Origin of the sequence: Williamsia sp. DF01-3 (assembly GCF_023051145.1) — a bacterium.
GTDB lineage: Bacteria > Actinomycetota > Actinomycetes > Mycobacteriales > Mycobacteriaceae > Williamsia.
The window spans coordinates 2,280,597-2,293,557 of the sequence record NZ_JALKFS010000005.1 but is presented as its reverse complement, the minus strand read 5'-3'; the positions used below and the strand labels follow the sequence as shown (position 1 = coordinate 2,293,557).

Sequence of the window (12,961 nt, the reverse complement as noted above, 5' to 3'; positions counted from 1 at the left end):
GTATTCGCCGCGATTCCAGGAGGCCCTCCATGTCAGCCGATTCCCACCAATTCGAGGCCCCGGACCGCAACCTGGCGATGGAGCTGGTGCGCGTGACCGAAGCGGCCGCTCTCGCCGCGGGCCGCTGGGTCGGTAAAGGCGACAAGAACGGCGGCGACGGCGCCGCGGTCGACGCGATGAGGCAACTGCTGTCCACCGTGTCGATGCGCGGCGTCGTTGTGATCGGCGAAGGCGAAAAAGACGAAGCGCCGATGCTCTACAACGGCGAAGAGGTCGGCAACGGCGAAGGTCCCGAGGTCGACGTGGCCGTCGATCCGATCGACGGCACCACCCTGATGGCCGAGGGTCGCCCCAACTCGATCGCCGTGCTCGCAGTGTCCGAGCGCGGCACCATGTACGACCCGTCCGCCGTCTTCTACATGGAGAAGATCGCCGTGGGTCCCGATGCGGCGGGCGTCGTCGACATCAACGAATCCGTCGAGTTCAACGTCCAGGCCGTTGCCAAGGCGAAGGGCATCGAGGTCGCCGACCTCACCGTCGTGGTCCTCGACCGCGAGCGCCACGAGGGTCTGATCGGCGAGATCCGCGCCGCGGGCGCCAAGGTCCGACTGATCTCGGACGGCGACGTCGCAGGCGCGATCGCCGCAGCGCAGGAGGAGAGCTCCGTCGACATGCTCATGGGCATCGGCGGCACCCCGGAGGGCATCATCACCGCCGTGGCGATGAAATGTATGGGCGGCGAGATCCAGGGCAAACTGTGGCCACGCAACGCGGCCGAGAAGCAGAAGGCCATCGACGCCGGCCATGATCTCGATCGGGTACTCAAGACCGAAGACCTCGTCAGCGGCGAGAACATGTTCTTCTGCGCCACCGGCGTCACCAACGGCGACATGCTCCGTGGTGTCAGCTACCGGGCGAACGGGGCGACCACCCGCTCGCTGGTGATGCGCTCGCGCTCGGGCACCATTCGCACCGTCGAGGGCCGCCACACCCGCCAGAAAGTCGCCGAGATCGCCGCGAACACCTTCCAGGACTGATCCCCCGCCGAGCGGCGCTCCGCTCTGCGGAGCCGCAGCACAGTGAGGGTGCCCTTCGGGCACCCTCACCACAGGTGGCAAAGTATCGAGGCATGAGCGACTCACCTGCCGAACAGTTCCGGATAGAGCACGACACCATGGGCGAGGTCCGGGTGCCGATCGACGCGTTGTGGCGAGCACAGACCCAGCGCGCGGTCGAGAACTTCCCGATCAGCCACCGGCCCCTCGAGCGCACCCAGATCCGCGCGATGGGTTTGCTGAAGGCGGCATGTGCTCAGGTCAACAAGGACCTCGGTCTGCTCGACGGTGACAAGGCCGACGCGATCATCTCGGCAGCAAAAGAGATCGCCGACGGCAAACACGACGATCAGTTCCCGATCGACGTGTTCCAGACGGGGTCGGGTACCAGCTCCAACATGAACGCCAACGAGGTCATCGCCTCGATCGCAAAGAACAACGGCGTCACGATCCACCCCAACGATCACGTCAACATGTCGCAGTCGTCCAACGACACCTTCCCCACCGCGACCCATGTGGCTGCGACCGAAGCCGCGGTCACCGATCTGATCCCGGCCCTGCAGCATCTGCAGGAAGCCTTGGCCGACAAGGCTTCTGCCTGGCGCGAGGTCGTCAAGTCCGGTCGCACCCACCTCATGGACGCGGTGCCGGTCACCCTCGGCCAGGAGTTCGGTGGGTACGCCCGCCAGCTCGAGGCTTCGGCGGAGCGCGTCTCGGCCACGTTGGTCCGGGTCGGCGAACTGCCCATCGGTGGAACCGCGGTGGGTACGGGTCTGAACGCTCCCGACGGGTTCGGGACCAAGGTCGTCGCCGAACTGATCAATCTGACCGGTGTCAACGAACTCTCGCTGGCAAAGGACAACTTCGAGGCCCAGGCCGCACGCGATGGGCTGGTCGAGTTGTCGGGTGCACTCAAGACCGTGGCCGTCTCGCTCACGAAGATCGCCAACGACATCCGCTGGATGGGTTCAGGCCCACTGACCGGTCTCGGTGAGATCCAGCTGCCCGATCTGCAGCCCGGCAGCTCCATCATGCCCGGCAAGGTCAATCCGGTTCTGCCCGAAGCTGTTACGCAGGTCGCCGCGCAGGTCATCGGCAACGACGCGGCGGTCACGTGGGGCGGTGGCAACGGGGCGTTCGAGCTCAACGTCTACATCCCGATGATGGCGCGAAACGTACTCGAGTCGGTCAAACTCCTCGCCAACGTGTCCCGGCTGTTCGCCGATCGCTGCATCATCGGTCTCGAGGCCAACGAGGAGCGTCTCAAGACCCTCGCAGAATCGTCGCCCTCGATCGTCACCCCACTCAACAGCGCGATCGGCTACGAAGAGGCAGCCGCAGTGGCCAAGCAGGCACTCAAGGAGAAGAAGACCATCCGCCAGACCGTCATCGACCGCGGTTTGATCGGTGACAAGCTCAGCGAAGAAGAACTCGACAAGCGCCTCGACGTGCTCAAGATGGCCAACCTCGACCGCGAGCGGTAGTCACCCCAATCCCGAAAATGTGCCCTTTTGGCGAGCCCCACCTGGGGTTATCCTCGCCAAAAGGGCACATTTTTCGGTATCTGGGTCAGGCGAGCCCGATGTTGATCACGGGCTGACGGGCCGGGTCGAGCCATTGCACGATCTGACGCATGACGTCGCGGTCGATGGCGACACAGCCCCAGGTCGGCTCGTAATTGGTGACGTGCAGGAAGATGCCTGACGCGTAGCCCTGTACCCGCTGCGGATTGTGCGCGATGTTCACCACGTAGTCGTAGATGTCACCGGTGGACAGGATGTGCTCACTGTCGCCACCCGGGCTCTGCGGTGCACGCACATGGGTGTTGTACGTCGGCGACCCCGGCAACGCGTCCCACCAATCCTGGTCGTCCGCCTGGAAGTAGGGCATCTCGGTTCCGGGATTCGGCTGGTTGCCGAAGGCTTGGTCGAGCGCGAACACGCCCATCGGCGTCCGCCAGACGTTGTCGCGGGGAATGCCGATTCCCTCCGCACCGAGGTAGGCCTCGGTTGGTCCGATGACCGCGGTCCAGATACCCGCCTCGTCGCGTTCCCAAGCCGTCAGGGTCGCGGTCGTGTCGGTCACTGTCGCCGAACTCACCGTGATCATCTGGGTCGACGTCGGGAACGCCGGCGGGGTCACCACCTCGACCGCACCGGCAGGGGTGGGAGCAACCATCGCGGTTGCGACACATACGGCGGCGAGCAGTGACAACACTGACCACATACGCCTCACAGACAACATCAGCACCACGTGAGTATGCCAGGGCGGTTCTTCGTAGTGCGTCTCAGACCGATCACAAGGTTGCACTAATCTGATCACTGCCGACCGTGTGCACGAGGGGAAAGTGCTTCGATGCCGGTCGCCACAGGAGAAAATCGGGGGTCTTCATGCCGCTCGCATCGGGCAGTGTCTTTGCCGGCTACACCATCGAACGTCAGCTCGGTGCCGGCGGAATGGGCGAGGTCTACCTCGCCAAGCACCCGCGGCTGCCGCGGTCGGACGCCCTCAAGGTTCTCCCGGCGTCCCTCCCCGGCTCGAGTACCGTCTCCGACGAGGAGTTCAGGCGTCGCTTCATCCGCGAAGCCGATCTGTCGGCCCAGCTCTGGCACCCCGGCATCGTGACCGTGCACGACCGCGGAGAGTTCCAGGGCAATCTGTGGATCAGCATGGACTTCGTGCCAGGGACCGATGCCGCGGAGTTGCTGGCCATCTACCCGCGCGGGGTGAAGCCCGCGTTGGTTGTCCCGATAGCCACCGAGGTGGCAGCCGCACTCGATTACGCGCACGGACGAGGGCTCCTGCACCGGGACGTCAAACCCGGCAACATCATGCTCACCGAATCCATCCCGCACCGCGTGATGCTCATGGATTTCGGCATCGCGCGCCCGGCCTCGGACGTCGCCGGACTCACCTCGACAGGCGCTGTGGTGGGCACGATGGCCTACGCCGCACCCGAACAGCTCCGCGGCCTGCCCGTCGATGCCCGAGCCGATGTGTTCGCTCTCGGGTGCACTGTGTTCGCGCTGCTGACCGGTGCGCCTCCTGGCGCCGGTCGCGAGATCCCTCCTGCCATCCGTCCCGTTCTCGATCGGGCCCTGGCCACCGAACCCGGCGACCGCTACAACTCGTGTGGCGAGTTCGCTCGCGAACTGAGCGCCGCCATGGATCTTCCACCGACGCCCGGATCCCCGCCCCCCGCCGCGCACACCCCACACGACGCCCAGCACGCCCCCACCCTGCTCGGACTGCCTTCCTTACCGCCAACTTCCGTACCGCCGACGAACCCACAGGGCACCACCCCACCGCCGGATCACATCTCGTCCGCCGCGACGGCGCCGACCGTGATGCAGCGCCCCGGGTACCCGGGACCTGCGGGACCACCACCGCCGCCTTCACCCTCGACCGGCCGGTCTCACACACCATTGATCATCGGGTTGCTCGCCGTCCTCGTCATCACGGCCTCCGCGGTGGCGGCAACAGTCCTCTGGCCCAAGTCGGACGACGAACCCGCCGCCGCCGAGCAGAACCCCGGACCGCAAACGAGTGTCACCACCATCACGCAGTCCGCCCAGGGACCGGCACCACTTCCCCCACAGCAGGCCGAACAGTCGCAGCGGGTGCAGGCCACCACCTCGACGCCCTCGGTTCAGCAGGTACCCAACGCTGCCGACCTCGGACTGTCGACACCGATCAGCACTCCGGCATGCGATGGAACCGGCATCATCGTGGTCGCCAACTCCACCGATCCAGCCGGATACCGCAGCGACATGGCCGCCGCCCTGGACAACCACCCCGGCGCGCGATACCTACGCACCGACCAGTCGTGCCCGTCACTGCGACCACGCGACGACAGCGGAAACCTGATCTACGCCGCCTATGTGGTTGTCGGACAAGGGCGATCGGCAGTCTGCGCCGCGCTCCCCGCCTACCCGGAGCGCTACGGCAAAGTGCTCGACACCACCAGCGACCCCGACATCCCCATCTCGCCCGACAACTGCTGACACCCACTGCCGGCAGCCGCAGCCACAAACAAAGGTGCGGCAGAACGCATCACTGCGATCTGCCGCACCTTTCCCGCTCGCTACGCTCCCGGCGCGCTGAGTCAGATTTCGCCCGCTCGCTACGCTCCCGGCGCGAACTCCTCCAGCATTTCCGTCACGAGGGCCGCAATCGGCGACCGCTCACTACGCGTCAACGTCACATGCGCGAAAAGCGGGTGCCCCTTGAGCTTTTCGATCACCGCAGCGACACCGTCGTGCCGACCGACACGGAGATTGTCACGCTGGGCCACATCATGGGTGAGCACCACCCGCGAACCAGATCCCAAGCGCGACAACACCGTCAGCAAGACATTGCGCTCCAGCGACTGCGCCTCGTCGACGATCACAAAAGAGTCATGCAGTGAACGTCCCCGAATATGGGTCAGCGGAAGGACTTCCAGCATGCCACGACTGAGGACCTCCTCGATCACCTCCGTGGACGCGAGCCCCTCCAGGGTGTCGAACACGGCCTGCGCCCAGGGCCCCATCTTCTCGGACTCGCTGCCGGGAAGATAACCGAGGTTTTGTCCACCGACGGCATACAGAGGACGAAAGACGACCACCTTGCGTTGGGTTCGCCGCTCGAGTACCGCTTCGAGACCTGCGCACAGGGCCAGAGCAGACTTGCCGGTGCCGGCCTTGCCGCCCATCGACACGATGCCCACGCTGTCGTCGAGCAACAGATCAAGGGCAACACGCTGCTCCGCACTGCGACCACGCAGCCCGAACACCTCACGTTCACCCCGGACCAACTGCACCTGCTTCTGCGGGTTGACCCGACCCAGGGCGCTGGAATTCGTTCCCAGCAAACGGATTCCGGTATGACAGGGCAGATCTCGGGCCGAATCGATATCCACGACGCCGTCGGCGAAAAGTGTGTCGATCACCGAAGAATCGACATCCAGTTCTGTCATACCCGACCAACCGGACGTCACCACGTCCTGAGCGTGATACTCGTCGGCAGCCAGACCCACCGCTCCGGCCTTGATCCGCAACGGGGTGTCCTTGGACACCAGCGTCACATCCTTGCCCTCGGCGCGAAGGTTCAACGCGCAAGCCAGGATTCGCGAATCATTGGTGTCGGTGCGGAAGCCCGCCGGCAGGACTGCCGGATCGGTGTGGTTGAGCTCTACCTGGACGGTGCCACCGAGATCCCCGATCGGGATCTGCTGATCGAGCCGGCCGTGCTCGAGGCGGAGGTCGTCGAGCATCCGCAACGCCTCGCGGGCGAACCAGCCCAGTTCATGATGATGGCGTTTGCCCTCGAGTTCACCGATGACCACCAGCGGCAAGATCACGTGGTGTTCGGCGAATCGTGTTACCGCCCAAGGGTCGGACAGCAACACCGAGGTGTCGAGGACATAGGTACGAGCATCGCGTGTGGTCACGAAGGGCTCCTAAGACGAAGTGGCACCACTTCGACTGGTGTTGCTGGACCGGTCGGTTCTGGCAGATGCGGCAGGGTTGCCACGTCCACAAGGACCGGGGCCGGTCCTCTCGCACTCACGCAAGCAAGTCAACGATCGAACCTCCCGGACGAACCACTTCCCCGCGGCCCGTCACTCGTCAAAGTACGCCGAGTGCGGCGTGTCGGCTCGTCGGAAACGACGCGTGTCCGTGAATAATCGGTTAACTGTCCAGTGGGTGACAGCGGGCTGTTCCTTGCCCGATTTCGGACGCCGTATTGCTAACGTCGATGGACATGAGCACCCTCATTGCCGAAGACCTTCTGCTTCTGCTGCTCGATGACAACAAGGGCACCACCCCATCCGCTACGGCGGTGAGCACAGCACTCGGCGGCGCGGTTCTCCTCGAATTGGCCCTCGCCGGTGCTGTGGATGCCGGCAAACGGAGTCGCTGGAAGCAACCCAAGGTGCACGTGGTCGATGCTGCGCGCGTCACCGACCCGATTCTCGGGCGGGCGGTTCGCACAATCGCGGAGAAAGACCGGACTGCGCAGAGTTTGGTGAACAAGATCGGGAAGGGACTCAAGACCGAGCTTGCCGAACGCATGGTGAAACGGGGGCTCCTCGACCGCCACGACACCGAGGTGTTGGGAATCCGCCGCACCCGGTTTCCCGCACTCGACACCAGTCACAAGAACGAGCTGAAGAAGGCGATCACCACGGTTCTCGTGCGTCAGGTCCCGCCTGACGACCGCGCGGGCGCGCTCATCGCGTTGCTGTCGGCGGTCGACCGTGCACACAAGACAGTGGACGGCTCGGACGTACCCGGGCGCGAGATCAAGAAACGCGCGAAAAAGGTCGCCGAGGGCGCCTGGGCTGCCGATGCCGTGAGAGACGCGGTTGCCGCCGCCACGACAGCCATCACGACGGCCACGATCGCGGCTGCCGCCGCAGGGACGAGCAACGGCGGCGGCTGAGCCAGATCGGTTCCGCCCGGCTTTGTGGCGGAGGTCTACAGGCCGGCGGCCGCCAGGATTCGTTGCCGTGCGGCCTCGTCCTTGTCGCTCAGCCCGCCGAGGCTCTGCAGCTTGAGGTCAGCGACCAACGTCGACGCGACGTAGGTCGATGCCTCCGCGTTGTACTTGGCAATGAGGTCGAGATCACCGAAGTTGTCCACGTCGGCACCGATCAGTTCCATCTCGGAGATCGCCTTGTCGACGGCGGTGACCAACTCGGAGATGTTGGCGTCCACGCCGGCGTTCAAGAAGTTGGTGAAAGTCTTGGCCTGAACGCGGTCGTCGTGGAGGATGCGGCTGACGATGGCGGTGAGCACCTCGTTGTCCGAATCGGCGAGCAGCTTCTCTTCGAAGGCCACGCATTGCAGCTCGTGCACGGCGAGCAACGCCATCACGTCGAGGATCTGATAGTCGGTCAGCGAGACCGGACTCTGGAGTTTGCCCTTGGTGATGTGATGCAGCCGAAGATTCTCGGCGACCTCGGGATCGACCAGACGCGAGACCACCAGGTAGTCGCGCAACGCGATCGAATGCCGGTTGTCCTCGGCCGTCCACGAACCGATGACCTGCTGCCAGGCACCGAAGATCGACGCCTTCTGTGCCATCAACCGGTGGTAGGACGGCATGTTGTCCTTGGTCAGCAGCAGCGCGAGCACTGCGGCTGCGGCATCGGCAGGCAGCGGCGCCGGCTGATCGGGGTCGAAATCGACGCCGCCCAGGAAGGCGAAGTTGCGGCCGTCGTCCCACGGCACCCAGTCATGCGGGTTCCATGCCTCGGCAGCAGCGTGGTGCTCTTCCATGATCTCCGGAATCGCCTTTTCCAAGGCGTAGAGCAGCTCGTCCTGGGTCAAATCATTCACCCGGACAGACTAGAGGCCGACCCGGGATATGCGAAATGCCCGGCGGGTCCGCACCGCGGGCGCTCGGCCGCCGACGTTCAGCGTGTGGTGCTGAGTAGACCCCACTGCTCGAGGCCCTCGTACAACGGGAAGTCGAGAGCGAGCTGAGACACCCGCTGACGCAGGGCGGTGACGTCGGCCGACTGACCACCGACAAGCGCGGACGCGATGATGTCGGCGACCTCGCGGAACTGATCCTCACCGAAGCCCCGAGTCGCAAGTGCCGGGGTTCCGATGCGCAGACCGGAGGTGACCATCGGCGGTCGCGGGTCGAACGGCACGGCGTTGCGATTCACGGTGATCCCGACCTGGTGCAGCAAATCCTCGGCCTGCTGACCGTCGAGATTGCTGTTGCGCAGATCGACGAGCACGAGGTGCACGTCGGTGCCACCGGTGAGGACCGATACGCCGACGTCGCTCACATCCTTGGCGGTGAGTCGCTCGGCGAGCAGTTTCGCGCCCACCAGAGTGCGTTCCTGTCGCTCCTTGAAATCGTCGCTGGCGGCGATCTTCAAGGCCACGGCCTTCGCGGCGATCACGTGCATGAGCGGGCCGCCCTGCTGACCGGGGAACACGGCCGAGTTCAGCTTCTTCGCCCATTCCTGCTTCGCGAGGATGATGCCCGACCGCGGGCCACCGAGAGTCTTGTGGACCGTGGACGACACCACATCGGCGTACGGCACGGGTGACGGGTGCAGCCCCGAGGCGACCAGCCCGGCGAAATGGGCCATGTCAACCCAGAGGTGGGCACCGACCTCGTCGGCGATGGACCGGAAGGCCTCGAAATCGAGGGTCCGGGGGTAGGCCGACCAGCCGGCGACGATCACCTTCGGCTTGGTGTCGAGGGCGATCTTGCGCACCTCGTCCATGTCCACCCGGAAGTCTTCTTTGCTCACGCCGTAGAAAGCGTTCTCGTAGAGCTTGCCGGAGAAGTTCAGCCGCATGCCGTGGGTGAGGTGGCCGCCATGGGCGAGGTCGAGCCCGAGCAGCGTCTCGCCGGGTTCCATCAGGGCAGCCAGCACCGCAGCGTTGGCCTGGGCACCCGAATGTGGCTGCACATTGGCGAACTCGGCACCGAACAGTTCTTTGGCCCGGTTGCGGGCGATGTCCTCGACGACGTCGACGTATTCGCATCCGCCGTAGTACCGGCGACCCGGATAGCCCTCGGCGTACTTGTTGGTGAGCACACTGCCCTGCGCCTGCAGCACCGCGCGCGGTACGAAGTTCTCCGACGCGATCATCTCGAGGGTGTCCCGCTGACGGGTCAGCTCCCCGTTCATCGCGGCCGCCACATCCGGATCTAGCTCAGCCAGGGATGCGGTGTTGACGTCGGTCATTGTTCTCCTTGGGCGCGCGAAGCAGCGTAAGAGGTGGTGAGTACTCGTCCGCCAGTCTAGGAGACGGGTCCGACGTCGTGAAAACTGCGCCTGAGCCGATCAGCTCTGGAAAGAGAGTTCGGCGCGCAGCGCCGCCGGGGTGAGGGGTTCGTCGAGCAAGCGGCCGAACCGAGCGAGGTGGTCACCGGCAGGAATCGAACTGCCGGTGCCCTGCGTGACGCCGGCTTCGAGCCACGTCTGCAGCAGCCGATATCCCTCGACGTAGGTGCTGATGTACGCGCGCCACAGCGGTGACGACAGGAAACGCAGCATCTGCCTGGCCCGCTCGTCTGTCGCCAGCAACCATTGCCGCAGGTACGCCGCAACGGTGTCGTGGTCGGCACCTCTGTCGTGCAGCAGGAGCGCCGCGTCTTGGCGAACACCGAGCAGTCCCCCGGTTGCCTTGCCGATCGCCTCGGCGCGCCTGCCGTCGAAACGCAGGCCGAGGTCGGCGTAGATCTCCTGCGCCCACGTACCCCAATCAGGACCGACCGCGGCGACCAGCGCATGGTCGGCCAGGCCCTCGGCCATGAGGCATTGGGGCGTGTTCACGAAGAAGATCGTCTGCTCGATCTGTCCCCCACCCACCAGGATCTGCTCTTTGCGGCAGTGTTCGGTGTGGTGTCCCGGATAGGCCTCGTGCGCGATCAGATGTGGCAGCGACGACATGTACTGCGTGAGGTCGCCGTTGATGGCGACGCGGGAGCGGTAGTCGCCCAGGTAATAGTTGAAACCAGACCACGGTTTGTCCGCGACGACCTCGAAGTCGACGACCTCGGTGTCCGGCAATGTGTAGGTGCCGCGCACCTTGTCGCGCAAAGCGCTGCTGAAGGCCGAGACCGCATCGGCGATCTTGTCGGCTGGTATCTCCTCGGAACGGCGATGCGCGGCGTAACGATCCGCGAGGTCGCCACCACCGGGGAGGAGCGCGTCGAGGTCGAGGTGCGCCTGCCGATAGTGCTCGGGGTCGCCCATCTCGATGTCGACGTCGAAGTAGTCGCGCACCTCGTCGACGAAGGTGATCTCGTCGCCGGCGAACTTTCGGGCGGAGCATTCGAGCGCACGCAAAGCGGAGGTCAGGAATTGGGCACGCTGAGGGGTCAGGCCGGCCCCGTCCACTTCGGCCCGCAGGGTCGCGGCTCGGCGCGCCAGTTCCCGGGGATCGGGGGCCGACGCGTTCTCGACCTCTCGGCGCAAGGCCGGATCGCCGGTGAAGGCATCGACGAAGCCCGGTTCGAGGCGATCGAAAGCCAGCCCGAGCCGCAGATACTGCTCGACGACCGCATTGGTGTGCATGGGGTCAAACGGTACCGACACCACCCCGAAGTCACCTGCCTGCCAGGCGTTCGCAAGACTGATGACATGCCATGGGTCCCACGGATCGATTGTTGACATGTCGCGAATGACCGAGCCGAGTCCGTACATCGAACTCGACCGCAGGCAATGGCGCGACCTTCGTCAGTCGATGCCCATGGTGTTGACCGAGGGTGAACTGCGCGACCTGCGAGGGCTCGGTGAGCAGATCGACCTCACCGAGGTCGCCGACGTCTACCTGCCGCTGTCCCGTTTGATTCATCTCCAGGTCGCCGCCCGGCAACGGCTGTTCGCGGCCACCGCGACATTCCTCGGCGAGCGGCAGCCCGAACGCCAGGTGCCCTTCATCATCGGGGTCGCCGGCAGTGTGGCCGTCGGGAAGTCGACCACCGCGCGTGTGCTCCAGGCGTTGCTGGCGCGGTGGGAAAGTCATCCGAAGGTCGACCTGGTGACCACGGACGGATTCCTCTACCCCACCGCCGAACTCGAACGGCGCGGAATCATGCACCGCAAGGGTTTCCCGGAATCGTACGACCGCCGCGCTCTGCTCCGGTTCGTCACCGAGGTGAAATCAGGGGCCGCCGATGTCTCGGCGCCGGTGTACTCCCACCTCACCTACGACATCGTCCGCGACACGAAACACCATGTGCAACAACCCGACATCCTCATCGTCGAGGGCCTGAACGTGCTGCAGACCGGGTCACGGCTGATGGTGTCGGACCTCTTCGATTTCTCGATCTACGTCGACGCCCGGATCGAGGACATCGAGGACTGGTACATCCATCGTTTCCTCGCGATGCGCACCACCGCATTCGCCGATCCACATTCGCACTTCCACCACTACTCGTCGCTGACCGACGAACAGGCCACCCTTGCCGCCCGGGACATCTGGAACGGGATCAACCGGCCGAACCTCGTGGAGAACATTCTCCCGACCCGGCCGCGAGCCACTCTGGTACTCCGCAAAGACGCCGATCACGCCATCAATCGCGTGCGCTTGCGCAAGATCTGACACCCGACGCCGGCCTTGGCTGAGATCACTTGCCGAAGCGTCGGCTGCGATCACTTGCCGAAGCGTCGGCTGCGGGCGGCGTAATCCCTCAGTGCGCGCAAGAAGTCCACGCGCCGGAACGCCGGCCAGTAGGCGTCGGTGAACCAGATCTCCGAATACGCGCTCTGCCACAAGAGGAATCCCGAGAGCCGTTGCTCCCCCGAGGTTCTGATCACCAGATCGGGATCAGGCTGGCCGCGGGTGTAGAGATTCTGGTCGATGGCTTCCACCGTGACGGCGTCGATGAGCTGATCGGGTGAGTCGCCCGCCGCGATACGGTCGGCCAGCAGGGACCGGACGGAATCGACGATCTCCTGACGGCCGCCGTAGCCGACGGCGACGTTCACGTTGGGTCCCGTACGTCCGGAGGACTGTTGTTGCGCCGCCTTGAGCCGCGCGGAAACCTCGTCGGGCAGCTGGTCGAGCGCGCCGACTATCTGCACCCGCCATGGCTGGCCCGGCGCCGAGATCTCCTCGACGATGTCGGGCACGATCTGCAGCAGCTCGCCGAGCTCGGCCGAATCACGATTCAGGTTCTCGGTGGAGAGCAGGTAGATGGTCACGGTCTCGATGCCGAGTTCGCTGCACCACCGGAGAACCTCGGCGATCTTCTGCGCCCCGACCCGGTGCCCGTGGTTGACGTTCTCGAATCCGGCTTCGCGAGCCCATCGCCGGTTGCCATCGCAGATGATCGCTATGTGCCTGGGGTTCTGCGACGGATCCAGATAGTGAGTCAGCCGACGCTCGTAGACCCGGTACATGGGTCCGCGCATGGCGTCGGGGATGAGCTTCACCCGCTAC

The 12,961-nt window shown here is 65.1% G+C and carries 12 protein-coding genes; 6 read left to right on the top strand and 6 right to left on the bottom strand.

The annotated features are described in order from the left end of the window. Window positions 1-29: 29 nt before the first annotated feature. Window positions 30-1,037: a class II fructose-bisphosphatase gene (gene glpX / locus MVA47_RS13080; RefSeq protein ID WP_023963074.1), complete on the top strand. Its 1,008-nt coding sequence runs from the start codon at window positions 30-32 to the stop codon at window positions 1,035-1,037. A 92-nt stretch (window positions 1,038-1,129) separates the two neighbouring features. Beyond that, window positions 1,130-2,539, top strand: coding sequence for a class II fumarate hydratase (locus MVA47_RS13075; RefSeq protein WP_023963071.1), 1,410 nt, complete (start codon window positions 1,130-1,132; stop codon window positions 2,537-2,539). An 85-nt stretch (window positions 2,540-2,624) separates the two neighbouring features. On the opposite strand, the gene MVA47_RS13070 is transcribed toward MVA47_RS13075, so the two are convergent. After that, on the bottom strand, window positions 2,625-3,140 hold the full coding sequence (locus MVA47_RS13070; RefSeq protein ID WP_247208254.1) for a L,D-transpeptidase: 516 nt from the start codon (window positions 3,138-3,140) through the stop codon (window positions 2,625-2,627). Here MVA47_RS13070 and MVA47_RS13065 point away from each other — a divergent pair. After that, a complete protein-coding gene (locus MVA47_RS13065) occupies window positions 3,130-3,312 on the top strand; it encodes a hypothetical protein (protein WP_247208253.1) in 183 nt (60 codons plus the stop codon). The two genes, MVA47_RS13070 and MVA47_RS13065, sit on opposite strands and share 11 nt — an antisense overlap. A gap of 133 nt (window positions 3,313-3,445) precedes the next feature. Further along, window positions 3,446-5,059 (top strand): serine/threonine-protein kinase, encoded by a 1,614-nt coding sequence (locus MVA47_RS26760; protein WP_281504725.1) that lies wholly within the window; start codon window positions 3,446-3,448, stop codon window positions 5,057-5,059. A 119-nt stretch (window positions 5,060-5,178) separates the two neighbouring features. On the opposite strand, the gene MVA47_RS13055 is transcribed toward MVA47_RS26760, so the two are convergent. Beyond that, window positions 5,179-6,486, bottom strand: a complete 1,308-nt coding sequence (locus MVA47_RS13055) for a PhoH family protein (RefSeq protein ID WP_023963065.1) — start codon at window positions 6,484-6,486, stop codon at window positions 5,179-5,181. Between the two features lie 314 nt (window positions 6,487-6,800). On the opposite strand from MVA47_RS13055, the gene MVA47_RS13050 reads away from it, so the two are divergent. Then, on the top strand, window positions 6,801-7,481 hold the full coding sequence (locus MVA47_RS13050; RefSeq protein WP_247208252.1) for a GPP34 family phosphoprotein: 681 nt from the start codon (window positions 6,801-6,803) through the stop codon (window positions 7,479-7,481). Window positions 7,482-7,516: 35 nt separating this feature from the next. Here the strand turns inward: MVA47_RS13050 and MVA47_RS13045 are convergent, their stop codons facing one another. The 3 genes from MVA47_RS13045 to MVA47_RS13035 form a co-directional block, all read right to left on the bottom strand. Further along, on the bottom strand, window positions 7,517-8,380 hold the full coding sequence (locus MVA47_RS13045) for an acyl-ACP desaturase (protein WP_247208251.1): 864 nt from the start codon (window positions 8,378-8,380) through the stop codon (window positions 7,517-7,519). A 77-nt stretch (window positions 8,381-8,457) separates the two neighbouring features. After that, on the bottom strand, window positions 8,458-9,756 hold the full coding sequence (gene glyA / locus MVA47_RS13040; RefSeq protein ID WP_062799935.1) for a serine hydroxymethyltransferase: 1,299 nt from the start codon (window positions 9,754-9,756) through the stop codon (window positions 8,458-8,460). Window positions 9,757-9,855: 99 nt separating this feature from the next. Beyond that, entirely contained in the window at window positions 9,856-11,091 is a 1,236-nt protein-coding gene (locus MVA47_RS13035; RefSeq protein ID WP_247210751.1) for a DUF885 domain-containing protein, read from the bottom strand. Window positions 11,092-11,188: 97 nt separating this feature from the next. On the opposite strand from MVA47_RS13035, the gene coaA reads away from it, so the two are divergent. Then, window positions 11,189-12,121, top strand: a complete 933-nt coding sequence (gene coaA, locus MVA47_RS13030; protein ID WP_023963057.1) for a type I pantothenate kinase — start codon at window positions 11,189-11,191, stop codon at window positions 12,119-12,121. Window positions 12,122-12,171: 50 nt separating this feature from the next. On the opposite strand, the gene MVA47_RS13025 is transcribed toward coaA, so the two are convergent. After that, the gene (locus MVA47_RS13025) at window positions 12,172-12,954 is read right to left on the bottom strand and encodes an isoprenyl transferase (protein ID WP_030170951.1); all 783 of its coding nucleotides are present in this window, start codon (window positions 12,952-12,954) and stop codon (window positions 12,172-12,174) included. Between the last annotated feature and the right edge of the window lie 7 nt (window positions 12,955-12,961).